This is a genomic window from Mesorhizobium sp. GW821-FHT04C10, assembly GCF_059420305.1.
The window spans coordinates 126,400-151,465 of the sequence record NZ_JBWKTL010000001.1 but is presented as its reverse complement, the minus strand read 5'-3'; the positions used below and the strand labels follow the sequence as shown (position 1 = coordinate 151,465).

At 61.8% G+C, this 25,066-nt stretch carries 20 protein-coding genes; 14 read left to right on the top strand and 6 right to left on the bottom strand.

Translation table 11 applies throughout. The features are described from left to right. Window positions 1–65: 65 nt before the first annotated feature. Window positions 66–1,247, top strand: coding sequence for an Mrp/NBP35 family ATP-binding protein (locus AC07UC_RS00700; protein WP_494903439.1), 1,182 nt, complete (start codon window positions 66–68; stop codon window positions 1,245–1,247). Window positions 1,248–1,263: 16 nt separating this feature from the next. Here the strand turns inward: AC07UC_RS00700 and AC07UC_RS00695 are convergent, their stop codons facing one another. Beyond that, window positions 1,264–1,713, bottom strand: a complete 450-nt coding sequence (locus AC07UC_RS00695) for an SRPBCC family protein (RefSeq protein ID WP_140769825.1) — start codon at window positions 1,711–1,713, stop codon at window positions 1,264–1,266. A gap of 150 nt (window positions 1,714–1,863) precedes the next feature. On the opposite strand from AC07UC_RS00695, the gene AC07UC_RS00690 reads away from it, so the two are divergent. The 4 genes from AC07UC_RS00690 to AC07UC_RS00675 all read left to right on the top strand — a co-directional run bounded on the left by AC07UC_RS00690 (window position 1,864) and on the right by AC07UC_RS00675 (window position 6,778). Next, window positions 1,864–3,669, top strand: coding sequence for an IlvD/Edd family dehydratase (locus tag AC07UC_RS00690; RefSeq protein WP_494903436.1), 1,806 nt, complete (start codon window positions 1,864–1,866; stop codon window positions 3,667–3,669). 234 nt (window positions 3,670–3,903) lie between these two features. Next, the gene (locus AC07UC_RS00685; protein ID WP_494908870.1) at window positions 3,904–4,722 is read left to right on the top strand and encodes a chromate resistance protein ChrB domain-containing protein; all 819 of its coding nucleotides are present in this window, start codon (window positions 3,904–3,906) and stop codon (window positions 4,720–4,722) included. After that, window positions 4,719–6,110 (top strand): chromate efflux transporter, encoded by a 1,392-nt coding sequence (gene chrA / locus AC07UC_RS00680; RefSeq protein ID WP_494903434.1) that lies wholly within the window; start codon window positions 4,719–4,721, stop codon window positions 6,108–6,110. Before AC07UC_RS00685 ends, chrA begins: the two co-directional genes overlap by 4 nt. Window positions 6,111–6,379: 269 nt before the next feature. Then, window positions 6,380–6,778: a hypothetical protein gene (locus tag AC07UC_RS00675; RefSeq protein WP_494903432.1), complete on the top strand. Its 399-nt coding sequence runs from the start codon at window positions 6,380–6,382 to the stop codon at window positions 6,776–6,778. 15 nt (window positions 6,779–6,793) lie between these two features. Here the strand turns inward: AC07UC_RS00675 and AC07UC_RS00670 are convergent, their stop codons facing one another. Continuing rightward, window positions 6,794–8,383: a trimethylamine methyltransferase family protein gene (locus tag AC07UC_RS00670; protein WP_494903430.1), complete on the bottom strand. Its 1,590-nt coding sequence runs from the start codon at window positions 8,381–8,383 to the stop codon at window positions 6,794–6,796. Window positions 8,384–8,573: 190 nt separating this feature from the next. After that, entirely contained in the window at window positions 8,574–10,067 is a 1,494-nt protein-coding gene (gene pdxR, locus AC07UC_RS00665; protein ID WP_056569714.1) for a MocR-like pyridoxine biosynthesis transcription factor PdxR, read from the bottom strand. A 299-nt stretch (window positions 10,068–10,366) separates the two neighbouring features. On the opposite strand from pdxR, the gene pgi reads away from it, so the two are divergent. Both pgi and AC07UC_RS00655 read left to right on the top strand, forming a co-directional pair. Continuing rightward, window positions 10,367–12,010: a glucose-6-phosphate isomerase gene (pgi, locus tag AC07UC_RS00660; RefSeq protein ID WP_494903428.1), complete on the top strand. Its 1,644-nt coding sequence runs from the start codon at window positions 10,367–10,369 to the stop codon at window positions 12,008–12,010. Window positions 12,011–12,015: 5 nt separating this feature from the next. After that, window positions 12,016–12,738: an HAD family hydrolase gene (locus AC07UC_RS00655; protein WP_202324743.1), complete on the top strand. Its 723-nt coding sequence runs from the start codon at window positions 12,016–12,018 to the stop codon at window positions 12,736–12,738. Between the two features lie 134 nt (window positions 12,739–12,872). Here AC07UC_RS00655 and AC07UC_RS00650 read toward each other — a convergent pair whose 3' ends face one another. Both AC07UC_RS00650 and AC07UC_RS00645 read right to left on the bottom strand, forming a co-directional pair. Then, complete coding sequence (locus AC07UC_RS00650) at window positions 12,873–13,586, bottom strand: class I SAM-dependent methyltransferase (RefSeq protein WP_494903426.1); 714 nt, start codon at window positions 13,584–13,586, stop codon at window positions 12,873–12,875. Further along, the gene (locus tag AC07UC_RS00645) at window positions 13,586–15,607 is read right to left on the bottom strand and encodes a long-chain fatty acid--CoA ligase (protein ID WP_494903424.1); all 2,022 of its coding nucleotides are present in this window, start codon (window positions 15,605–15,607) and stop codon (window positions 13,586–13,588) included. Before AC07UC_RS00645 ends, AC07UC_RS00650 begins: the two co-directional genes overlap by 1 nt. A gap of 470 nt (window positions 15,608–16,077) precedes the next feature. Between AC07UC_RS00645 and AC07UC_RS00640 the strand changes: the two genes are divergently transcribed. From AC07UC_RS00640 to AC07UC_RS00620, 5 genes are all read left to right on the top strand, one after another. Then, window positions 16,078–17,670 carry an ABC transporter substrate-binding protein gene (locus tag AC07UC_RS00640; RefSeq protein ID WP_140769808.1) on the top strand — a complete coding sequence of 531 codons (1,593 nt, stop codon included), beginning with the start codon at window positions 16,078–16,080 and terminating at the stop codon, window positions 17,668–17,670. A 50-nt stretch (window positions 17,671–17,720) separates the two neighbouring features. Further along, the gene (locus AC07UC_RS00635; RefSeq protein ID WP_056569725.1) at window positions 17,721–18,728 is read left to right on the top strand and encodes an ABC transporter permease subunit; all 1,008 of its coding nucleotides are present in this window, start codon (window positions 17,721–17,723) and stop codon (window positions 18,726–18,728) included. A gap of 70 nt (window positions 18,729–18,798) precedes the next feature. Further along, entirely contained in the window at window positions 18,799–19,653 is an 855-nt protein-coding gene (locus AC07UC_RS00630; protein WP_171883339.1) for an ABC transporter permease subunit, read from the top strand. 2 nt (window positions 19,654–19,655) lie between these two features. Continuing rightward, a complete protein-coding gene (locus tag AC07UC_RS00625; protein WP_056569729.1) occupies window positions 19,656–20,513 on the top strand; it encodes an ABC transporter ATP-binding protein in 858 nt (285 codons plus the stop codon). Beyond that, window positions 20,510–21,370: a dipeptide ABC transporter ATP-binding protein gene (locus AC07UC_RS00620; protein WP_494903421.1), complete on the top strand. Its 861-nt coding sequence runs from the start codon at window positions 20,510–20,512 to the stop codon at window positions 21,368–21,370. The genes AC07UC_RS00625 and AC07UC_RS00620 overlap by 4 nt, the downstream gene beginning before the upstream one ends. A gap of 131 nt (window positions 21,371–21,501) precedes the next feature. On the opposite strand, the gene AC07UC_RS00615 is transcribed toward AC07UC_RS00620, so the two are convergent. After that, the gene (locus tag AC07UC_RS00615; RefSeq protein WP_494903419.1) at window positions 21,502–22,464 is read right to left on the bottom strand and encodes a DUF4062 domain-containing protein; all 963 of its coding nucleotides are present in this window, start codon (window positions 22,462–22,464) and stop codon (window positions 21,502–21,504) included. Between the two features lie 614 nt (window positions 22,465–23,078). Here AC07UC_RS00615 and AC07UC_RS00610 point away from each other — a divergent pair. Both AC07UC_RS00610 and AC07UC_RS00605 read left to right on the top strand, forming a co-directional pair. Further along, a complete protein-coding gene (locus tag AC07UC_RS00610; RefSeq protein WP_494903417.1) occupies window positions 23,079–24,014 on the top strand; it encodes a retron St85 family effector protein in 936 nt (311 codons plus the stop codon). Then, on the top strand, window positions 24,014–24,997 hold the full coding sequence (locus AC07UC_RS00605) for a retron St85 family RNA-directed DNA polymerase (protein WP_494903415.1): 984 nt from the start codon (window positions 24,014–24,016) through the stop codon (window positions 24,995–24,997). The genes AC07UC_RS00610 and AC07UC_RS00605 overlap by 1 nt, the downstream gene beginning before the upstream one ends. Window positions 24,998–25,066: the final 69 nt, after the last annotated feature.

Sequence of the window (25,066 nt, the reverse complement as noted above, 5' to 3'; positions counted from 1 at the left end):
CGTGGCGCTTGGAGTCGGCTTCAATCTGCACTATCTGAGCGGCAGCCCAACGCCAGGATAAAATCATGTCCGTCACCAAGGAAATCGTCACCGAGCGTCTGAAGACGGTCAATGGGCCGGATTTCACCGGCAATATCGTCGACCTCGGCATGGTTTCGGAGATTTTCATCGCCGATTCGAAAGTGTTCTTCTCGATCACCGTTCCAGCCGCCAGGGCGCAGGAGATGGAGCCGCTGCGCGCCGCCGCCGAACGTGTCGTCAAGGCAATTCCAGGTGTTGCTGGCGCCGTTGTCGCATTGACGGCGGAAAAGAAGGGCGGCGGCATGGAGGCGCCGGTTCCGGCGCGCGCCGCGCCCAGGCCGGCACCGCCAGCTCCGCCCGCCGCTGCCGCATCGCGCGCTGCTCCGCATGCCCCTGCTTCGCACAGCCAGGGCAAGCGCGGCGTGCCCGGTATCGAGGCGATCATCGCGGTTGCCTCGGGCAAGGGCGGCGTCGGCAAATCGACCACCGCCGTCAACCTGGCGCTTGGCCTTGCCGCCAATGGCTTGCGGGTCGGCGTGCTCGATGCGGACATCTACGGCCCGTCCATGCCCAAGCTGCTCGACATCCATGGCCGGCCGCAGACGGTTGACGGCAAGATCCTGAAGCCGATGGAGAATTACGGCCTCAAGGTGATGTCGATGGGCTTCCTTGTCGATGAGGAAACGCCGATGATCTGGCGCGGGCCTATGGTGATGTCGGCACTGACACAGATGCTGCGCGAGGTCGAATGGGGCAGGCTCGACGTGCTCGTGGTCGACATGCCGCCCGGCACCGGCGATGCGCAATTGACCATGGCGCAGCAGGTGCCGCTGGCCGGCGCCGTCATTGTCTCGACGCCGCAGGACCTGGCCCTCATCGACGCCCGCAAGGGGCTGAACATGTTCAAGAAGGTCGACGTGCCGCTGCTCGGCATCGTCGAGAACATGAGCTATTTCATCGCGCCGGACACCGGCAAGCGCTACGACATTTTCGGCCATGGCGGCGCGCGCCGCGAGGCCGAACGCCTCGGCGTCACCTTCCTCGGCGAAGTGCCGCTGGAAATGGGCATCCGCGAAAGCTCGGATGCCGGTGCGCCTGTGGTCGTCTCGGATCCTGACGGCGCCGCGGCGAAAACCTATCGCGACATCGCCGCCAAGGTCTGGGACAGGGTCAATGAAGAACGCGGCGCGGCCGAAGCGGCGGTGCCGAGCATCGTCTTCGAGTGACCTCCCGGGAGGAGGGTCAGCCGCCGACCTTCTCGCCAAATGTCGAAAAGAACTGCCCGGCCAGCTTTTTCGAAGTCGACTCGATCAGCCGGCTGCCAAGTTGGGCGATCTTGCCGCCGACTTCGGCCTTGGCGGCATATTTGAGCACCGTGGCATTCGGTCCATCCGCAGTCAGCGTCACGTCGGCGCCGCCCTTGGCGAAGCCGGCGATGCCGCCCTTGCCTTCGCCCTGGATCGTGTAGGAATGCGGTGGCTTGAGGTTCTTCAGCGTCACCTCGCCATTGAAGGTCGCCTTGATCGGTCCGATCTTCAGCACGACCGTCGCCGCCATCTCGGTGTCCGACGTCTTCTCCAGGCTCTGGCAACCGGGAATGCTCTCCTTCAGCACCGCCGGGTCGTTCAGAGCTTCCCATACTTTCTGGACGGGCGCCGTGATGCGTTCCTCGCCTTCGATCACCAAAGCCATCAAGACCTCCCGTGCAACTGATGTCGATTGGTCCTAGCGCGCGGCCCGATACATGTCTATCGCACCAAAGTCCGGATTCAGATCGCGCGTGCCCCTTGCCTGCATCCGCGCGTTGTCATATCGATTTGTCATACAAATACGGAGACCATGATGGCTGGCGCCCCCACAGGAAAGAAGAAATTTCGCTCGCAGGAGTGGTTCGACAACCCCGACAATCCGGGAATGACGGCGCTCTATCTGGAGCGTTACCTGAATTACGGGCTGACCCGGGCCGAACTGATGTCGGGCAAGCCGTTGATCGGCATTGCCCAGACCGGCTCGGATCTGTCGCCTTGCAACCGGCACCATATAGAGCTCGCCAAGCGCGTGCGCGAAGGCATCGTCTCGATGGGCGGCATCCCTTTCGAGTTCCCCTGCCATCCGATCCAGGAGACCGGCAAGCGCCCGACCGCGGCCCTTGACCGCAACCTTGCCTATCTCAGCCTGGTCGAGGTGCTCTACGGCTATCCGCTCGATGGCGTCGTGCTCACCATCGGCTGCGACAAGACCACGCCGGCGCTGCTCATGGCGGCGGCCACCGTCAACATCCCGGCCATCGCGCTGTCGGTCGGCCCGATGCTCAACGGCTGGCACAAGGGCAAGCGTACCGGGTCCGGCACGATCGTCTGGGAATCGCGCCAGCGCCTGTCGGCAGGCGAGATCGATTATGACGAGTTCATGGACATCGTCGCCTCCTCGGCGCCCTCCACCGGCTATTGCAACACGATGGGCACCGCCACCACGATGAATTCGCTGGCCGAGGCGCTCGGCATGCAGCTGCCGGGCTCGGCCGCCATCCCCGCCCCATACCGTGAGCGCGGCCAGATCGCCTACGAAACGGGAAAGCGCATCGTCGACATGGTGCATGAGGATTTGAAGCCCTCCGACATCATGACGCGCAAGGCCTTCGAGAACGCCATCGTCGTCAATTCGGCGATCGGCGGTTCCACCAACGCACCGATCCATCTCAATGCCATCGCCCGCCATCTCGGCGTGCCGCTCGACAATGACGACTGGCAGAAGATCGGCCTCAAAGTGCCGCTCATCGTCAATCTGCAGCCGTCCGGCGAATATCTGGGCGAGGACTATCATCATGCCGGCGGCGTGCCGGCCGTGGTTGCCGAACTGATGAAGGCCGGGCTGCTGCCCTATCCTGAAGCCGTGACCGTCAACGGCAAATCGATCGGTGACAATTGCAAGGGTGTCGCAAACGAAAACGCCGACGTCATCCACAGTGTCGACAAGCCGCTCAAGACCAATGCCGGCTTCATCAACTTCAAGGGCAATCTGTTTGATTCCGCGATCATGAAGATGAGCGGCATCTCGCCGGAATTCCGCGAGCGCTATCTGTCCAACCCGAACGACCCGGAAGCCTTCGAGGGCAACGCCATGGTCTTCGACGGTCCGGAGGACTACCACGCCCGCATCGACGATCCGGCGCAAGGCATCGATGAGCACACCATCCTGTTCATGCGCGGCGCCGGCCCGGTCGGCTATCCCGGCGGCGCCGAGGTCGTCAACATGCAGCCGCCGGCCTATCTCATCAAGAAGGGCATCCACTCGCTGGCCTGCATCGGTGACGGCCGCCAGTCGGGCACGTCGGGCTCGCCATCGATCCTCAACGCCTCGCCGGAAGCCGCGATCGGCGGCGGGCTGGCGCTGCTCAAGACCGGCGACCGTGTGCGCATCGACTTGCGCAAGGCCACCGCCAATATGCTGATCAGCGATGAAGAGCTTGCCAGGCGGCGCGCCGAGTTGGAGAGCGATGGCGGCTACCACTACCCCAAGCACCAGACGCCGTGGCAGGAGATCCAGCGCGGCATGGTCGACCAGTTCTCCGAAGGGATGGTGCTGAAGCCGGCCGTGAAATACCTGGACGTCGCCCATACCAGCGGCGTTCCCAGGGACAATCATTGATTGCTCGGGGGACACCCACTGACATCGGATCGACGGCTGGCGGCTTGATCAATCAGGCCGCCAGCCGTTCTTCCATCTGGCATTGTGCGTCCTGACACGGTTCGAGACCGGTCACGATCCTTGACAAGCGCGCCCAACAAATCCACGATCATGACAAGGGGTGCATTCGCGACGACCCCGTGAGGCGTCAGCCCAACGTTCGCGTCCAGGCTTCTCTATCAGGAGGTGGACGCCATGCCGTCAACAACCGCTATCACCGTATCGCAACTATCCCGTCTGGTCGGCCTGCCGGGTGCGCCTGCAATCATCGATGTCCGCATTGATGAGGATTTCGACGCCGATCCGCGCCTGCTGCCGGCCTCGGTCCGCCGCGATTTCAAAACCGTTTCGACCTGGGCCTCCGACTTCGCCGGCAAGCCCGTGGTGGTGGTCTGCCAGAAAGGCCGGAAACTTTCGCAAGGTGTAGCCGCATGGCTGCGCCACGGGGGGATATCCGCCGAAACCCTCGAAGGTGGCTTCGAAGCCTGGCTTGATGCGGACGGGCTTCTGGTCCGCACCGACAAATTGCCGCCGCGCGATGAAAAGGGCTGCACGGTCTGGGTGACGCGCGCGCGCCCCAAGGTCGACCGCATCGCCTGCCCCTGGCTGATCCGGCGTTTCATCGATCCTCGCGCGGTCTTCCTGTTTGTCGAGGCGGCCGAAGTGCCTGCCGTGGCCGACCGCTTTCAGGCCGAGCCGTTCGACATCGACAACGTGTTCTGGAGCCATCGTGGTGAACGCTGCACCTTCGATACGATGATCGAGGAATTCGGGCTGGAATCCGCCGCACTCGATCGCCTTGCCGTGATTGTGCGCGCGGCCGACACTGCAAGTCTCGATCTGGTGCCCCAGGCCGCCGGCTTTCTGGCTGCCTCGCTTGGCCTGTCGCGGATGTTTCGCGACGACCTGGAGCAACTGGAAGCAGGCATGCTGCTCTACGATGCGTTCTTCCGCTGGTGCCGCGATGCCACCGAGGAAACGCACAACTGGCCCAGCGCAGGTAAACCGTCATGAGCGCCGTTGTGCCCGCACACAGGTCGGGGAACGTCGAAACGCCGGCGGCGCCGACCTTTGCCGAAGCCCTGAAGGTCTGGGCGAAGATCGGACTGCTCAGCTTTGGCGGGCCCGCCGGGCAGATCGCGCTGATGCACAAGGAACTGGTCGAGGAACGACGCTGGATCGGCGAACAGCGTTTCCTGCATGCACTGAATTACTGCATGCTGCTGCCCGGCCCGGAAGCCCAGCAACTCGCCATCTATATAGGCTGGCTGCTGCACAGGACGATCGGTGGCCTTGTCGCCGGCGTCCTGTTCGTCCTGCCGGGCGCGCTCGTCATGCTCGTCTTGAGCAGTCTCTACGTGCTCTATGGCGACATGCCGCTCGTCGAGGCGCTCTTCCTCGGCGTGAAGGCGGCGGTGCTTGCCATCGTCATCGAGGCGGTGATCCGCATCGGACGGCGTGCGCTGAAAAACCCGGCCATGGTGTCGATCGCGGTTGCGGCCTTCATCGCCATCTACGCTTTGAACGTGCCGTTTCCGCTCATCGTCCTGCTCGCGGGCCTGACAGGATGGCTGGGAGACCGCATTGTTCCCGGCCTGTTTTCCGGCTCGGCGCATGGCAAGGACGACATTGCCGATATCAAGGGAGCGGTCGACCTGATGTTCGAGCGCGGAGAGTTGACCCATGTCGAACCGACCAGATGGCATGCGCCGCGCACTGTCGCGATCTGGCTGCCGATCTGGCTCGGACCGGTTCTTGTTATCTGGTGGTTCACCGGCTCTGCCAGCGTATGGACAGAGATAGGCCGGTTCTTCAGCCTGATGGCGGTCGTCACCTTCGGTGGCGCCTATGCGGTGCTTGCCTATGTCGCGCAGGCGGCTGTCCAGTCTTTCGGCTGGCTCGCGCCCGGTGAGATGGTCGATGGTCTTGGGCTTGCCGAGACCACGCCTGGTCCACTCATCCTGGTGTTGCAGTTTGTCGGCTTCATCGCCGCGTTCCGTCACGCCGGGTCGTTGAACCCGCTGCTTGGCGGATCGCTTGGCGCGCTGCTGACCTTGTGGGTGACGTTTACGCCGTGCTTCTTCTGGATATTCCTTGGCGCGCCCTACATCGAGGCCTTGCGCGGCAACAGGGCATTGTCGGCCGCGTTGGGGGCGATCACCGCCGCTGTTGTCGGCGTCATCATGAACCTTGCTTTGTGGTTTGCCTTGCACGTCGTTTTCCGTGAGGTGCACGCGATGGGTCTTGGTATGAATGTCCCGGTGCTTTCGTCGATCGACTGGCGTGCGGCACTGCTTTCCTGTGCCGCGATGATCGCCATCCTGAGGCTGAAGATCGGCATGCTGCCGACGCTCGCCGGATCGGCCCTTGCCGGTGTCTTGCTGCTGGCGGCGAGCGGCTAGAGCGGTTCAGCGTTTCATGGAATCGCAGAACCGCTCTAACTATTTGTTTTTACGCAATTCCGGACGGAAAACCGTTACACACTTTTCCTGGATTGCTCTAACGCATGTCGCCCAAAAGTGACCTTGGTTTTGGGAGAACGACATGCATGAGAACAAAGACCTGAAGCGCGTCGCATGAATCCGTCTCAACGCGACGCGTTTTAGATATTCGCCTGCCTTTGTATTCCGCTCGCCGACCACTTAAGTGGTTGGAAACGGATTGGAACATCATGGCGCAGCGACGCTCTTCCCTGGGCTTTCTCGGAATGTTCGGACGATTGGGCGATCTGAGGCAGCTTGATGCGGCATTGCGCGGCGCCGACCTTCATCCCGCGCTTGTGCCGGAGGGTGTGAAACTTACCCTCGTCAATCTGATGAAGGATCGCTGGTCCGACGAGCCGCCGCCGCAGGCCTACCCGGACGTGGCGCGGCTGTTCAGCTATTGCGTTGCCGGACCGGAGGCGTTCGAGCGCTCCCAAGGCCTGCAGCAGCGGCAGGAGGTGGAGCGCCGTATCGAGGACGCGGTCGAGGCCGGCGACAGTTTCGACGCCCAGATCGTGTTGATGACGCTGCACGCCAAACTGATCAACGCCGAAGTCGTCGAACGCTACGGCCTGGGAGCCGACTGACTGCTTTGCCGCGACTCAGCCGCCCATATTGGCGCGCGGCAGCTTGATCATGTCGCCGAAGCGCGCGCGCAGCCTGTCGTCGAGCAGCTTCGGCACATGGCGCGGGAAGCGTTCGGCAAGGACGCGCTTCTTCTCGATGATCGCGCGCTGCAATATGTCGGGCCGGCCCTTTTCGTTCCATTCCTTCGGCGAAAACCGGTCGCCGACGGCCGGATAGAAATACTCGGTCTGCATCAGCCGCAACGTCTGCTCGTTGCCGAGATAGTGGCCCGGTCCCTTCAGGCAGACTTCGGCGATGGTGTCGATCGACAGTGCTTCATCGGTCACCTCGATGCCGCGGACGCAGCGCAGGCAATGTCCGAGCATGTCATTGTCGATGATCAGGCTTTCCAGGCAGAAGCCGAGCAGCGAGGCATGCATGCCGGCCGATTCGTAGACCAGGTTGAGCCCGGCAAGACCGGCCATCACGTCGGTGATGCCTTTTTCATAGCCGGACTGGATGTCGGGCAGTTTCGAATCCGTCATGCCGGCGGCCGAGCCGCCGGGTAAATCGTAGAACTGCGCCATCTGCGCGCAGGCAGCCGTCAGCACCGCCTGCTCGGCCGAACCGCCCGACATGGCGCCGGTCCTCAGATCCGACACGAACGGCCAGGTGCCGAAGATCGCCGGATGTCCCGGCTTGATGGCGTTGACATAGACTAGGCCGGCCAGCACTTCGGCCACCGCCTGCACCACGGCACCGGCAATCGCCGCCGGAGCCGTCGCGCCGGCCTGGCCGGCCGACAAAAGCAGGATCGGGATGCCGCCCTCGACACAGGCCTCGAGCACGCCGCAGGCGTCCTCGGCGAACTTCATCGGCGGCACGACGAAGCAGTTGGAGTTCGACACGAAAGGCCGGGCGCGGAAATTCTCCTCGCCGCCGGCAATGGCATAGAGCATTTCCAGTGCCGGTTGCACGTTCTCGCGCACCGTGAACGAGGTGCCGACATGCTTGGACGTGCCCATCACGCAGGCATAGAGCGTGTTGAAGTCCATTTCGAGCGGATCGGGAATGTCGCGCGGCACCATCGGCCGCTGGAAGAAATGGATGTTGTCGAGCCCTTCGACGATGCGGGCCGCGTCATAGATGTCCTGCAGCAGCGATTCGCGATATTCGCGCTTCTCGACATCGACCAGATGCACGGCGGCACCCGCCGTGCCGTAGTGCACGCGCTTGCCCTGGATCACCATGTCGTGTTTCGGATCCTGGCCGTGCAAGGTGAAATTGCGCGCCGCCTTCTTGATGGTGTCGAGCACCAGCGCGCGCGGGAAACGGATGCGGCCATCATCGCCATGGGTGGCGCCGACCCTGGTCAGTGCCTCGATGCAGGAAGGGATGGCATTGGCGAAGCCAACCGTCTCCAGCAGCGTCAGCACCGCCTCGTGGATGCGTTCCTGGTCGTTCCCGCGCAACGGCCCGTAGCTGCCGCCTTCGAGGCCGGCGCGCACCGGCCTGATGTCGTCGGCGAGCGGCGCGGCCCGCATGGCGCGGCGCGCTTCGCGTCCACCGGAGCGGCGCGAGCGCTGATCCGCCGCCGCTTCCTGCTTTTCAAGAACCACTGACATGGAGACACTCCAGCTTTCTCGGAAGCAGGGCGGCGGTTGGTCCACCATCGGCTGCTTCTTCCCCTTTGTGCCACGACTATGCCGCCGGCTTTGGCACAGCCTATGGGCCAGCCTGTCCGGTTGCATGTGCCAGAGCTAAAGGAACCGGAGCCGCCTTTGGGGGCTCCGGTCAAAGGATCGGGTGAGTGGATCAGGCAGCGGCCGGCCTGCGTCCGGCCGCGGTGGCGAGTTCGCGGATGCCGGGCTCGATGTGCTGAAGCGCGATCGAGGAAATGCCCAACCGCATGAAACGCGAAGGCTTTTCGGTGCGGTCGAAGAAGCGGTCTCCCGGCTCGATGATGACGCTGCGCGAGGCGGCGGCCTCGGCCAAACCACGGGAATCGGTGCCCCGCGGCCCCTCGAGCCAGAGCGACGTGCCGCCGGCCGAATCGGTCGAACGCCATTCCGGCAGGAAAGCGGAAATCGCATGGACCAGACGCTTGCGCCGCTCGTCAAAGGCGCTCGACAGACGCCGCACCAGAGCCTCGTGATGCCCGAGCGACAGGAACAGCGCCACGGCGCGCTGATTGTTGGCCGGCGGATGGCGCAGCATGAAACGGCGCAGCGCCCTGAGTTCCGCGATTAGTCCAGCCGAGGCGACGATGTAGCCAAGCCGCAGGCCCGGAGCCAGCGTCTTCGACATCGAGCCGACATAGACGACGCGGCCGGAGCGATCGAGGCTCTTCAACGCCTGCTGCGGCGCCTCGTCGAGAAGCTGGCTGTCATAGCCGTCCTCGATGATGATCTGGTTGTGACGGTTGGCACGTGCCAGCAGATCCTGCCGCCGTTCGGCCGACAACGGCACCATGGTCGGGCAATGATGGCTGGGCGTGACGAACACGAAGCCGGAATCATTGGGGATGGAGGAGGTTACGATGCCGGACTGGTCGACAGGCACAGGCTGGATCTCGGCGCCCGCAAGGCGGAAGATCGAGCGCGCGTCGGGGTAGCCGGGATCCTCCATCGCGACCTTCGAGCCCTTGGTCATCAACAGCGAAGCCAGCATGTAGAGCGCGTTCTGGGCGCCAAGCGTGACGATGATCTCGTCGGGATTGGCGAAGATGCCGCGCCGGGGCAGGAGCCGCGCCTGGATCTGCTCGATCAAGAGCGGATCGTCGCGATCGACCATGTCGGATGCCCAGTTGCGGATCTCGAGCACGGCCAGCGCCATGCGGTTGCACTCGCGCCACTCGGCGGTCGGGAACAGCGCCGGGTCGAACTGGCCATAGACGAAGGGGTAGGACGACTTGATCCAGTTCTCGTGCTTGGCCGGCGGCGGCATGTCGCTGGCGGCGATCTGCCGGCGCGCCTTCCAGTCGATCTCATTGGCCTGGTCGGGCGCCTTCTGGTGCGGCTTGGCCGGTGTCGCCAGCACGTCCGGATTGACGAAATGGCCGCGCCGTTCGCGCGCCACCAGGAAGCCCTGGTCGACGAGCTGCTGGAAGGCGAGAACCACGGTTCCGCGCGCCACGCCGAGTTTTTCGGCCAGGATCCGGCAAGAGGGAAGCGGCATCGAAGCGGCGATCTGACGGTCGAGAATGGCGGCCACGATGGCTTGGCGGATCTGCGCCTGCAGGGTCTGGCCTGATTCAGCCGAAATCCGGAACAGGCCGGACCATATCGCCGTGTCGTTTCTCTGTGGCATGGAAGATGTTCCTCGATGGCCAGCTTTTTTCACTTGGCTGGACCAGTCGAATGTAACGGTGGCACAAGGGGTTGCGCCAATCAATTTTTCTGATCTTTGGGATTTATGCCAGTGATCCTTCCGCCGAAATCCGACGCCGCATCGTTCCTGTGACAAACCATGCCGTCACTTCGTGATGCGCTGCGTCATCGCCGCGTATTGACCGGACGGAATTCGGCTCAATAGTTTTGTCGCGACGACACGCGCCGGAAACATCCGGTCTGATAGAGTGCGTCGAAAAACGCCAGGAGTCCCCGCCAGTGGATAAGTCAGCCTTCCAGAAACAGCTTGCCGCCTTGCGCGATCATCGCGCCGCGGCACCTGCCGACATGCGCCAGGCCTTCGCCGCCGATCCACAGCGGTTCAAGACATTCTCCGCCACCGACGGCGACCTTTTGCTCGACTGGTCGAAATGCGCCGTCGACGCCACCACCATGGATTTGCTGGAGAAGCTGGCCGCCGCCGCCGATCTCGAGGGTCGCCGCGCCGCCATGTTTGCCGGCAAGAAGATCAACATCACCGAAGACCGCGCCGTGCTGCACACGGCGCTGCGCAACCTCAGCGGCAAGGGCGTCACCGTCGACGGCCAGGACGTCAAGGCGGATGTCATTTCCGTGCTGGACGCGATGGGTGCCTTTGCCGATGCGATCCGCTCCGGCAAGGCCGTCGGCGCCACCGGCAAGAAGATCACCGATATCGTCAACATCGGCATTGGCGGCTCCGACCTCGGCCCGGCCATGGCGACGCTGGCGCTCGCCCCCTATCATGACGGACCGCGCGCGCACTATGTCTCCAACATCGACGGCGCCCATATCCACGACACGCTGAAGGACCTGTCCGCCGAGACCACGCTGTTCATCATCGCCTCCAAGACCTTCACCACGGTCGAGACGATGACCAACGCGCAGACGGCGCGCGACTGGCTGCAAAAGGCGCTCGGCAAGGAAGCGGTCGGCAAGCATTTCGCCGCCGTCTCGACGGCGCTCGACCTGGTGGCCAAGTTCGGCATCGAGCAGGATCGCGTCTTCGGCTTCTGGGACTGGGTCGGCGGCCGCTATTCGGTCTGGGGCGCGATCGGCCTGCCTGTCATGATCGCCGTCGGCCCAAGAAATTTTCGCGCCTTCCTCGACGGCGCGCATGAGATGGACGAGCACTTCCGCACCACTCCGCTGGCCAGGAACCTGCCGGCGCTTCTGGGGCTGGTCGGCTGGTGGCATCGGGTCATCTGCGGCTATCCGGCGCGCGCGGTCATCCCCTATGACCAGCGCCTGTCCAGGCTGCCGGCCTATCTACAGCAACTCGATATGGAATCGAACGGCAAGGGTGTAACCCTCGACGGCACGCCCGTGACGACGCCGACCGGGCCGCTGGTCTGGGGCGAACCCGGCACCAATGGCCAGCACGCCTTCTTCCAGTTGCTGCACCAGGGCACTGACCTCATCCCGGTCGAATTCCTCGCCGCGGCCGTCGGCCACGAGCCGAACCTGCGGCATCAACACGATCTGCTGCTCTCCAACTGCCTGGCGCAGTCGGAAGCCCTGATGAAGGGTCGCACGCTGGACGAAGCCCGCGCGCAGATGCTGGCCAAGGGCATGAAGCCGGCGGATGTCGACAGGATAGCGCCGCATCGCGTCTTCTCCGGCAACCGGCCGTCGGTGACCATCCTCTATCGCAAGCTCGACCCGCGCACCTTTGGCCGGCTGATCGCGCTCTACGAGCACCGCGTCTTCGTCGAGGGTACGCTGTTCAACATCAATTCCTTCGACCAGTGGGGTGTCGAACTCGGCAAGGAACTGGCGACCGGCCTGCTGCCTGTCGTGGAAGGCAAGGAAAGCGCCGCAAACCGTGACGCCTCTACAAGGGGCCTTGTGGAACGCATCCACCAATTGCGTGGTTCGGAGTGAACGACTTGGCAGACATCAAGGGGATATTGTTCGACAAGGACGGGACACTTGTCGACTTCAACGCGACCTGGCTCGGCGTTGCCGACTTCATGGCCATGGACGCATCCGATGGCGACCGCTGGAAGGCCGACAGGCTGCTCGCGGCCGCCGGCTTCGATTTCGCCAACCGGCGCTTCAAGCCGGACTCCATCTTTGCTTCCGGCACCAATCTCGACGTCGTCGAACTTTGGTTTCCGCGCCTGTCGAACGAAGACCAGATGCTGGCCGTCGCCCGCTTCAACGAGATCACCTCGGTGCAAGGCTCGGCGATGGCGGTGGCCCTGCCGGGCGTCGTCGACACCTTGGCGGTGCTGCATAAAAAATCCTACCGGCTTGGCGTCGCCACCAACGATTCCACCAGCGGCGCGGAAAAGACCTTGGTCACGCTCGGCGTCGCGCAGCTTTTCGACGCGGCCTATGGCTACGACGCGGTGGCCAACCCCAAACCCGCGCCCGACACCATCCAGGCCTTCTGCGACCTCACCGGGCTGAAGCCGGCGGAGATCGCCATGGTCGGCGACAACCGCCACGACCTCGAAATGGCGCGTGCCGGCGGTTGTGGCCTGGCGGTCGGCGTGCTTTCCGGCACCGGTACGCGCGAATCGCTGGCCGAGATCGCCGACGTCATCCTGGATTCGGTTGCCGACCTGCCGGATTTCCTTTCAACGCGGGTCAAGGAGACGGTTTGATCGCCTCCGCTGATGCATGTCGCCCAAAGTGACTTCGGTTTTGGGAGAACGACATGCATGAAAGCAAGGACCCAAGGTTCGCCGCATGGATCCGTTTCACCGCGGCGCGTTTTTCCGTGAAACGGTGAAATGCTCTAGGCAGGGGCGGTCTCGGCCTCGAAGCGAAAGACGCCGCTCGGTTTCAATGTGGCGTCTCTCGCCTCGCCGAAGTCCGGCACCTTGTATTCTGCAAGCAGGCGCAACCGCGACCGCGGCAGATAGGCCCGCCCCGGATCTCCGACCAGGATCTCGACGCCGGCGGCGAGGCAGCGATCGAGAAAAGGCATGACGCGCGCCGCGACGTCCTGTCCGTAGAACACATCACCGGCAAGCACGAGATCGACCAAGGGGGGCGAACCCCCTGTGATATCGCCATCCACCACCGTGATGGCGACGCCGTTGGCGGCTGCGTTGAGGCCGAGCGCGGCGATGCCGTTGCGATCGATTTCGGCGGCAACCACCTCGCACGCGCCGGCCTTCGCGGCGGCGATGCCGACCAGGCCGGACCCTGCGCCCAGGTCGAGCACGCGGCGGCCCGCCACGCTCATCGGATGGTCGAGGATATAGCGCGCCAGAACGGCGCCGCCGGCCCATGCATAGGCCCAGTAGGGCGGCTGCGGCTCCGGCGCGCCCGCTTCGTCGTCGCCTTCAGGCTCGACCAGCCGCCTCAATCCGCTGCCCGGATGGGCGGTGTAGAGCCGGATTTCGGGAAGTGCGGGCACCGGGACAAGGCGCATGTTGGCCTTGATGAATTCCGCCGCATCGAGGCGAGGGCGCCGGTCCGGTGCATCATTGTCGGCAAGGATCACTAGCCGCGCAGCGCCCGCCGCAGGATCTTGCCGACCGGCGTCTTCGGCAATTCGGTCCTGAACTCGATGTATTTGGGCCGCTTGTAGCCGGTAAGGTTCTCGCGGCAAAAAGCGGTGATGGCTTCCGCGGTCAGGGCTGGATCCTTCTTGACGATGAACAGCTTCGGCACTTCACCCGAATGCTCGTCCGGCACGCCGATCGCCGCGACTTCAAGCACGCCCGGATGCATGGCCACGACCTCCTCGAGTTCGGTCGGATAGACGTTGAAGCCGGAGACCAGGATCATGTCCTTCTTGCGGTCGACGATCTTGGTGTAGCCGCGCTCGTCCATGAAGCCCATGTCGCCCGATTTGAAGAAGCCGTCCTTGGTCATCACCTTGGCGGTCTCGTCGGGCCGGTTCCAGTAACCGGCCATCACCTGTGGTCCCCTTATGCAGATCTCGCCGACCTCGCCCAGCGGCAAATTGTTGCCGTCATCGTCGCGGATGGCGATTTCGGTCGAAGGCAGCGGCAGGCCGATGGTGCCCGTGAAGTCACCCGATGTGAACTTGTTGGCGGTCGCCACCGGCGAGGTTTCCGACAGGCCGTAGCCTTCCGAGACCGGGCAGCCGGTCAGCGCCTTCCAGCGCTCGGCAACGCCCTTCTGCACCGCCATGCCGCCGCCCAGCGTCAGGATCAGCGGCTTGAAGTCGAGCTTGCGGAAATCCTCATTGTTGAGCAGCGCATTGAACAGCGTGTTGAGACCGGGAAAGATGTGGACCGGATATTTCCCGAGTTCCTTGACGAAGCCTGGAATGTCGCGAGGGTTGGGAATGAGGATGTTCTGGGCGCCTTGCTGCATGCCCATCAGAGCGTTCACCGTCAACGCGAAGATGTGGTAGAGCGGCAGTGCGCAGACGAAGTTGAGATGCGCGGGCTTCGGCTTGATCGTGTAGGCGTCTTCGATCCAGAGCGAATTCTGCGCGACGTTGGCCAGCACATTGCTGTGCAACAGGGTAGCACCCTTCGAGATCCCCGTTGTGCCGCCGGTATATTGCAGGAAGGCCACATCATTGGCGGCCACCGTGGCCGGCTTGAAGTTCATGCCGCTGCCAGCCTTCAGTGCCGCGTTGAACTTGACATGGCCGGGCAATGACCAGGCCGGCACCATTTTCTTGACGCGGCGCACGACCAGATTGACGATCGTGCCTTTCAGCCCGCCGAGCATGTCGCCCATGGAAGCGACCACGACATGCTTGACCGAGGTCCTGGAGACCACGGCCTGCAGTGTGCCTGCGAAGTTTTCGAGGATGACGATGGCCTGCGCCCCGGAATCCTTGAGTTGGTGTTCCAGTTCGCGCGGCGTGTAGAGCGGATTGACGTTCACCACCGTATAGCCGGCGCGGGCCACCGCCATCATCGCCACCGGATACTGCAGTACGTTCGGCATCATCAGTGCGACGCGTGCGCCCTTCTGCAGTCCCGTCGATTGCAGATAGGCGCCGAATGCCGCCGAGAGCCGCTCAAGCTCCGCATAGGTGATCGACTTGCCCATGCAGGTGAAGGCCGGCTGGCCGGAAAACTGCTTGCACGCGGCGACAAGGAAGTCGCCGATGGAGCTGTGGGGAAGGGGGCCGATCTCGGCCGGCATGTTCTTCGGATAGCTTTTCAGCCATGGTTTTTCCGGCAGGCCGGCGACGAGCTCGGTGAGTGCCTTCGGCAGTCGCCGGCCTGGTGCGGGCGGCGGTGTCGGTGCCGCCTTCGCTGACGATGCGGCCTTCGTTGCGCCGGCCTTGTTCGCCGCTGCCTTTATGGGAGAAGACTTCGTCGGCGAGGTCTTTGCCGGAGCGGCTTTCACGGCCGGCTTGGCGGGGCTCTTGGCCGTGGTCGCCGCCTTTGCCGCTGGTGCCGTCTTGGCGGGCTTTGCGCCTGCCTTGGTGGTCGCGGCTTTGGCGGCAGCTTTGCCTTGCCCGTCAGCGGCGGCTGGTTTCGAAACCGCCTTGGCCGACACTTTCACCGGCGCCTTCGATGCTTTTGCCACCCGTTCCTCCCTAGCAATTCTTGTTCGCGCGTCTCTTGGTCGTCTGTGCCGCGCCCGCCTCCAGATGATAGAGACGTCCTCCGCTGCCGCCAGCCTGACCATCTATGTATTGCCTCTATCGGCGGCGGTGCAAGTCTTGCCCTTGCGGCAAGGCGCCGAAAGATTTGCCGCCGAAAATCTTCCCCGCCGCCTACACTTGGAACGGTATCTTTCCGCTTCCGAGGCCGGCTGAAGACGCGACGCGGCAACGATGTCGCCAAATGCCGGATCAATAAAAAAATGCGGTCGTTAATAATATCGTGAATGGAAAAAACTGCTAATTTTTTCTGCCATTTAGCAAAATTACGGATTTTTTTCCTGCTTCCCGCGGGGTAAGCAAACGGGGTGTTCCAAAGCCGGAAAAACGGTGCTTATATGCGCGCTTCGCGAGCCTGATAGAGGGGCTTGGAAGAACATTCAGGGAGTGCTCAATGAAGAAGAAATTGACTTTTGCAGCCGCGTTGCTGGCTGCAAGCGTCCTGGGAGGCGTGGCCAACGCGAAAACCCTGGTCTATTGCGCGGAGGCATCGCCGGAGGGTTTTGATCCGGCGCCGTACACCGCGGGCCAGACGTTCGACGCGTCCTCGCGTACCGTTTTCAACCGCCTCGTCGAATTCGATCACGGCAAGACCTCGATCTCGCCCGGCCTGGCTGAAAGCTGGACCATTTCCGACGACGGCAAGGAATATACTTTCAAGCTGCGCAAGGGCGTCAAGTTCGCGCCCACCGACTATTTCACCCCGACGCGCGATCTGAACGCCGACGACGTGGTGTTCTCGTTCGAGCGCCAGGTCGACAAGAACGGCCCCTGGTTCCAGTACATACCGGGCATTGCCTATCAGTATTACAATGACCAGTTCGGCGACAACATCACCAAGGTCGAGAAGGTTGACGACCAGACGGTGAAGTTCACCCTCAAGGAACCGGCAATCACCTTCATCCCGACGTTGGGCATGGATTTCGCCTCCATCGTCTCCAAGGAATATGCCGACAAGCTGCAGGCCGACAAGACGCCTGAACTGTTCAACCAGAAGCCGGTCGGCACCGGTCCGTTCATCTTCGTCGACTATCAGACCGACGCCGCCATCCGCTACAAAGCCAACCCCGACTATTGGGGCGGCAAGCAGAAGATCGACGATCTGGTCTTCGCCATCACCACCGATCCGGCGGTGCGCGCGCAGAAGCTCAAGGCCGGCGAATGCAACATCATGTCGTACCCGGCGCCGGCCGATATTGCCGGTCTGCAGGCTGATCCGAACCTGACGGTCGCGGAGCAGGAAGGCCTCAACGTCGGCGCGCTGATGTACAACACACAGCAGAAGCCGTTCGACGACGTGCGTGTCCGCAAGGCGCTCAACATGGCCATCAACAAGAAGGCCATCATCGACGCCGTCTTCCAGGGTGCCGGCCAGGTGGCGATCAACCCGATCCCGCCGACCATGTGGTCCTACAACAAGGACGTGAAGGACGATCCGTACGATCCGGACGCGGCCAAGAAGCTGCTTGAGGAAGCCGGCGTCAAGGATCTCAAGATGAACGTCTGGGCGATGCCCGTCTCGCGCCCGTACATGCCGAACGCGCGTCGCACCGCCGAACTGATCCAGGCGGACTTCGCCAAGGTCGGCGTCACCGTCAACATCGTCAGCTACGATTGGGGTGAATACCTCAAGCGCGCTTCGGCGGTCGATCATGACGGCGCCGTCATCGTCGGCTGGACCGGCGACAATGGCGATCCGGACAACTTCCTCGGCGTGCTCCTGAGCTGCGCTTCCGTCGGTTCGAACAACCGCGCGGAATGGTGCAACAAGGACTTCGATGCGCTCATCAACAAGGCCAAGACAGTTTCCGACCAGGCCGAGCGCACCAAGCTCTACGAACAGGCACAGGTCATCTTCAAGGAACAGGCACCGTGGGCGACGCTCGCCCATTCCAAGGTGTTCATGCCGATGCAGAAGACCGTCTCCGGCTTTGCGATGGATCCGCTCGGCATCCACCGCTTTGACGGCGTCGATATCGCCGAATAAGGTTCGCGAAACGGGGCGGCGCCACAAGGTGCCGCCCCACCTCGCCCGCCATGCTGCGTTATATCCTAGGCAAGCTCGCCCTCATCATCCCGACCTTCATCGGGATAACCATCCTCGCTTTTGGCTTCGTGCGCATCCTGCCCGGTGATCCGGTGCTGGTGCTTGCGGGAGAACGTGGCCTGTCGCCCGAACGTCACACGGCGCTGATGCACCAGTTCGGTTTCGACCTGCCGATCTGGCAACAATATCTGACCTACCTGACCAACATCCTCAGCGGCGATTTCGGCACCTCGTTTTCCACCAAGACGCCGGTGCTCAAGGATTTCCTGGTGCGGTTCCCGGCAACGGTCGAACTCGCCATCTTCGCCATGATCTTCGCCGTCGTCTTCGGTGTCGCCTTCGGCATCTTCGCCGCGATCCGCCGCGGCTCCTGGTTCGACCAGCTCACCATGGGCACCGCGCTGGCCGGCTATTCCATGCCGATCTTCTGGTGGGGTCTGCTGCTGATCATCGTCTTTTCCGGCACGCTGCACTGGACGCCGGTCTCCGGCCGCATCGACCTTCTCTACTTCTTCAAGCCGGTGACCGGCTTCATGACCATCGATTCCTTGATTTCCGGGCAGAAGGGCGCGTTCCGCTCGGCGGTGTCGCACCTCATCCTGCCGACCATCGTGCTCGGCACCATCCCGCTGGCGGTCATCGCCAGGCAGACGCGCTCGGCCATGCTCGAAGTGCTGGGCGAGGATTATGTGCGCACCGCGCGCGCCAAGGGCCTGGCGCCGCGCCGCGTCATCGGCCTGCATGCCTTCCGCAACGCGCTGATCCCGGTCGTCACCACCATCGGCCTGCAGGTCGGCACGCTGCTCACCGGCGCCATCCTGACCGAGAGCATCTTCTCCTGGCCCGGCATCGGCAAGTGGATGATCGACGCCATTTCCAAGCGCGACTATTTCACCGTCCAGGGCGGGTTGCTTCTGATCGCGCTGATCGTCATGTCGGTGAACCTCATCGTCGACGTGCTCTACGCCGTCATCAACCCGCGCATACGGGCCAATTGACATGACCAACGAAGGCCCAGCCACCGTCGAAGCCGCCACCGTCGTCAAGCCGCAGGACGCGCGGCTGCAGATGTTCGCGGAATTCTGGCACTACTTCTCCATCAACAAGGGCGCGGTGATCGGCCTCTTCGTCTTCGCGCTGCTGATCCTGGTCGCCCTCTTCGCGCCGCTGCTCGCCCCGCACTCGCCTGACGATCAGTTCCGGGACTTTTTCCTGACGCCGCCGGCCTGGCAGGCGGGCGGCAATGCGCAGTTCCTGCTCGGCACCGACGCCGTCGGCCGCGATATGCTGTCGCGCCTGATCTATGGCTCACGCTTCTCGCTCGCCATCGGCTTCGTCGTCGTCACCACGGCGCTGATCTCCGGTGTCATCCTCGGCCTGCTCGCCGGCTATTGCCGCGGCTGGGTCGATACGCTGATCATGCGCATCATGGATATCATCCTGGCCTTCCCGTCGCTGCTTCTGGCGCTGGTGCTGGTCGCGGTCCTTGGCCCTGGCCTCGTCAATGCCATGATCGCCATCGCCTTCGTGCTGCAGCCGCATTTCGCGCGGCTCACCCGCGCCGCCGTAATGGCGGAAAAGAACCGCGAATATGTCATCTCGGCCAAGGTTGCCGGCGCCAGCCATCTCAGGCTGATGCTGGTCACCATCCTGCCCAACTGCATCGCGCCGCTTATCGTGCAGGCGACGTTGTCCTTCTCCAACGCCATTCTCGAGGCGGCCGCGCTCGGTTTCCTCGGCATGGGCGCGCAGCCACCGACGCCGGAATGGGGCACCATGCTTGCCGAAGCACGGGAGTTCATCCTGCGCGCCTGGTGGGTGGTGACGTTCCCCGGCCTCGCCATCCTGATCACCGTCTTCGCCATCAACCTGATCGGCGACGGTCTGCGCGATGCGCTCGACCCCAAGCTGAAGAGGTCGTGAGCATGCCTCTGCTTGAGATCAAGAACCTCACCGTTTCCTTCGACACCGCTGCCGGACCGTTCATGGCCGTGCAAGGCATCGACCTTTCGATCGAACCGCGCGAGGTGCTGGCGATCGTCGGCGAGTCCGGTTCCGGCAAGTCGGTGTCGATGCTGGCGGTGATGGGGCTGTTGCCCAACACGGCGACGGTCAGGGCCGACCGCATGGCCTTCGACGGCGTCGATCTGTTGAAGCTCAGCCCGTCCGAACGGCGCAAGATCGTCGGCAAGGACATTTCGATGATCTTCCAGGAACCGATCGCCAGCCTCAATCCGTGCTTCACGGTCGGCTTCCAGATCGAGGAGGTGCTGCGCTTCCACATGGGCATGGATCGCGCCCAGCGCCGGGCGCGGGCCATCGAACTGATGAAGCTGGTCGGCATTGCCGATCCGGAGGAACGGCTGAGCTCGTTTCCGCACCAGATGTCGGGCGGCCAGTGCCAGCGCGTCATGATCGCCATCGCCATTGCCTGCAATCCCAAGCTGTTGATCGCCGACGAGCCGACGACCGCACTCGACGTCACCATCCAGAAGCAGATCCTCGATCTCCTGGTCTCGCTGCAGGCCAAATACGGCATGGGCCTGATCATGATCACCCACAATATGGGCGTGGTGGCCGAAACCGCCGACCGCGTCATCGTCCAGTACAAGGGCCGCAAGATGGAAGAGGCCGACGTGCTGTCGCTGTTTGAATCGCCGAAGAGCAACTACACGCGCGCACTGCTGTCGGCGCTGCCGGAAAACGCCGTCGGCGACCGGCTGCCGACCGTGTCCGACATGCTGTTCGAGCCCGCTCCCTCCGCCGCTGGAGCCTCCGCATGAGCACCACGGTCCTCGAAGGCAAGAACATCGTCCGCGACTATCACATCGGCGGCGGCCTGTTCACCGGACCGCGCACCGTGCATGCGGTCAAGGGCGTCTCCTTCACCGTGGACAAGGGCAAGACGCTCGCCATCGTCGGCGAAAGCGGCTGCGGCAAGTCCACGCTTGCCCGCATCATCACGTTGATCGATCCGGCGACGGCGGGCGATCTGTTCATCGACGGCAACAAGGTCGACATCGCCAGAGGCGGATTGACCAAGGAGATGCGCCGCAAGGTGCAGATCGTCTTCCAGAACCCTTACGGCTCGCTCAATCCGCGCCAGAAGATCGGCGACGTTCTGGGTGAGCCGCTGCTGATCAACACCGACAAACCGGCCGCCGAGCGGCGTGACCTCGCCATGAAGATGCTGAAGAAGGTTGGCCTCGGTCACGAGCACTACAACCGCTATCCGCACATGTTCTCGGGCGGCCAGCGCCAGCGCATCGCCATCGCCCGCGCGCTGATGCTGAACCCGAGCCTCTTGGTGCTCGACGAGCCGGTTTCAGCGCTCGATCTTTCGGTGCAGGCGCAGGTGCTCAACCTGCTCGCCGACCTGCAGGACGAATTCCAGCTGACCTATGTCTTCATCAGCCACGATCTGTCCGTGGTGCGCTACATCGCCGACGATGTGATGGTGATGTATTTCGGCGAGGCGGTCGAATACGGCTCGCGCGACGAGGTCTTTTCCGACCCCAAGCACAGCTACACCCGGACGCTGTTCGCCGCGACGCCGCGTGCCGACGTGGCAAGCATCAAGGCGAGGTTGGCGAAGAAGGCGAGCGCGACAGCAGCAAGACCAGCGCCAAGCCTGCGCTGATGAGATACAACATTACAAAGACAATTCGTGGACGGGCCGTGGGGCTACGCCTAAATGGTTGGCTGCCTACGACAGACGGCGAGCCGCGTGATGATTTTGCTGGTAAGTGAAGACGTGTGCTGATCGGGCGATTAGCTCTCTGCCGATCGCGCCTGCTGCCTCTTCCACACGTCTGCATACATCAGCATTTGGACGCCTCTATCCGTCAGCCGGAACTGAGCTTCTTTTTGCGGCACGGCACTCATTTGAACTAATCCGTTTTTAATATAAACCCTAGCCAGTAACTCGAATTCGCTGTCATCGAGATCGTAAGCGCATACGTCTTTCATAATCTCAATAAATTCGCCGAGATACGCGTTCGATGCTAAAAGGTCAGAAAGGTCGATAAACACGTCCAAGACCGTCAGGGGGTCCTGGCCATCGATCAGGTTCAGCACATCATTGACAGTCTGGTTGTGCATCTGCTCTAGGCGATACCTGAATTCTGGGGGAACAACGAGCGGCGGATCTCCACTCAGTTCCTGAACCCTTCCTTGGAGTTGTCGCTTCTCTTCAGACAAAGCTGCAAACTCTTCCAATACCTTGCCCGAAGCAAGATTGTCCGCTCTGACCCAGCCCGTTCTTGGCTTTTGGCGGATCAGCTCCTCCAGCGCTGACCTTACGTGAAGCGCAAGCTCGGCCGGGGATTTCCAAAAGCTGGCCATCTTGTTTTTTGTCGCCAACGCCCGGAACTTTTCGACCTTCTCTTCCTTGCCGGGGTCGAGCTTCACCTTCGGCCAATTGTCCCTGGCTTCTTTGTGAAGCAGAAATGCGGCTACCGGCACTCCCTGCTTCACTGCATATTCGTACTCCATCTGCGTGTAACTCTTACCCCGTCGTTCCGAGCCGTAGCGCTCCGCAATAATGACCACGTAGTAATCGCTCTCATCAATGCGTCGCTTGATATAGGTCCATTGATCGTCGTCCCCAGCTTGAAAGGCTTCCATACCAACAGGTATGTGACGAGCGTTTATGATGGCCTCGATGACCGCCCGGCGCTCGTCCTGCAGGTCTTCATAGGTCGAGCTGACGAAGATTTGGTACTTTACGTCCATGCAACGGCCCCCAAAACCTTAATGTAGCCGATTCGGCGGTGAATGATGATGTCGCCTTCCGAGGTGATCGCGCTTTCTGCTGAGTTTACTTATCCAGCACATGTAATAAAATGCTTCGCGAAGGGGCGATGTGGGTGCGCTCTGGAGGGAGGGTTCCTCCGAAGGCCGTCGACAGTCCGACATTCACCCTGCTGGCCTCTGCTTTGCTCCCGAGCAATTCTGCACATAGACACGACGCCCAGAAAATGTTCACACGGCTCCGGCGTCAGGGTTACCTGTATCGGGCTGATTTTCGTGCTTGGCCTTGCAGGCTGCGCCTTAGCAGATCGGTCATAGCGTCTAACCAGTATTCACAGGGGGTATTGCTCTTCACAATAAGTGGAGTCACTGTCCTTGACAGAATCTTGGGGGAGTGGGAGACAGTGCCCAGCTTACGCGAAAAGCACCGTGTGTGCTTGGTCCGGCGTTTCGTCAGACCTCAGTCGATTGATAGGTTTTATCCGGTGTGGAATAACGCGTGGTTCTACCGCCACAAGTGGCCGCGCTGCTCGGTAAAACCCCACCTTATCCCACACCTCCAAGGGTAAGTGATAGCCGGGGGTGACATAACTGACTTGGTCGACCGCTTTGATGCGAAGTCGCTGCACGTTCGTGCGCCAAGTCCAATAATCCTGCTTTGCGGCGGGCCTATTGACGTTAAGACCCCAAAACCCGAGTCTCTCCGCGAAGCCTACACGCTGGTCTACGGGCGCCCCGCCCTTAAAGACTACACAACGGTAACTCCCGAAGAATTCAAGATATTTGCCCCGGACGGCAACTACAAAGACTGGCTTAGTTTTGAGAGCGAGTTTGCCCAGATTGTCGACCTCATCGTCCTGTTTTCAGAAAGCTATGGAAGTGTCGCAGAGCTTGGAGCTTTCGCGATGGTCGAGGAGATAGCCCTCCGATTGTTGGTCGTGATGGACGACAAAAACTACAGCGACCCTTCTTTTGTGAAGCTCGGTCCTGTGCGAAGCCTCGAAGGCAAGTACGGAAAGTCTGCTGTCTGCGTCCTGAATAGAAAGGACATCAAAATTCCAGACATTACCAAGGTGGCAGACGTCGACTTGGATACTTTTGCGGCCACCCTTGTCGCGGCGATAACTAAACGGAAAAACGATTACAAAGAGCGCACCACTTTCATTCCCGAGAGGCCAGGTCATCTGATTAAGTTGATAGTCGGTCTTATCCAGCACTATGGTGCGTTAACCGAGACAGAGATTGAGGTTTTACTGTACGCAATGGAATTAAAAGTGGATCCAGATAAGATCCCTGACTATCTTCTCTGCGCAATAAACGCCAGCTGGATTATAAAAGACAAGCGTGGTGTCGAAGAATATTATTGCGCACTACCTAATACGGCTTCAGCTGTGGAATACAAGCTTCGAAAAGACCTCCCTGCTGAAGAGAAAGATAGGGATCGATGGCGAGCCCGGGTCATTGAGCACTGGAGGATCAAGGACCCCGACCGCTTCAGCAGCATCCAAGCCGCAGTGGCGGGAGCGCTGTGATGGGCATGATTGTCGAAGCCTTGGCGGTAGAAACAGGGATGGATACAAATTTGGTCGAGCGCATTATGCGCACGGCGCCCATCAGATATAAAACTTATCGCATTCCCAAACGCACCAAGGGCCTCCGCGAAATATCGCAGCCAGCCGTTGAAGTGAAAGCGCTCCAACGGGGCCTGATTGAGATACTGCTTCGGAACCTGCCGATGCATCAGGCAGCAACAGCCTATCGTGTCGGGATGTCGATCAAGGACAATGCATCGCGTCACGCCGGTGACGGCCCAATCCTGAAAATGGATTTCAAGGATTTCTTCCCGTCCATCAAGCCTCGCGACTGGTCAGCCTATTGCAAGCAAATCGGCGTGCTGACTGATGACATGGACATTCACCTCACCAGCCTTCTGCTATTTCAAAGGCCGAAAGGCAGCACCGTTCTGCGACTAGCCATCGGGGCGCCGTCTTCGCCGTTCGTGTCTAATGCACTCCTGTTTGACTTCGACAAGAAGATTACTGAGGCGGTTGCGGGGGACCACGTCATCTACACTCGATATGCCGACGACCTTACCTTCTCGGCTCCAAGGGCGGGGCACCTCGTCAATGTCGAAAAGCTTGTCCGGAGAACCCTGCGCGAGCTTGAATTCCCCCGACTCTCAGTCAATTACGAAAAAACCACCCGCGTAACGCGTAAGTTTGGCCGTAAGGTGACTGGGCTGACTTTGACCAATGATGGTGCCGTTTCTATTGGAAATGAACGGAAGCGAGCACTTCACACTGCGGTGTATCGTGCATCAAAAGGCAGGCTGGATGCGAAGGAGCTTGCAATTCTTAAAGGCATGCTTGGTTTTGCCAATAGCGTAGAGCCGCAGTTTATCGAAGTGCTGCGTAAAAGGTTTGGTCACGCAGTCGTTACGAGCATACAATCTTACCACATACCCAAAAAGGGCAAGCCGCAGATTGTGGCACCCCCACCACCGGACGACTTTTAGTGCTATAGGCCGGGTTACCACGGAATGGGATGGCTGCCGGTGGGTTTACTGCTGTGCGTCACGCAATCG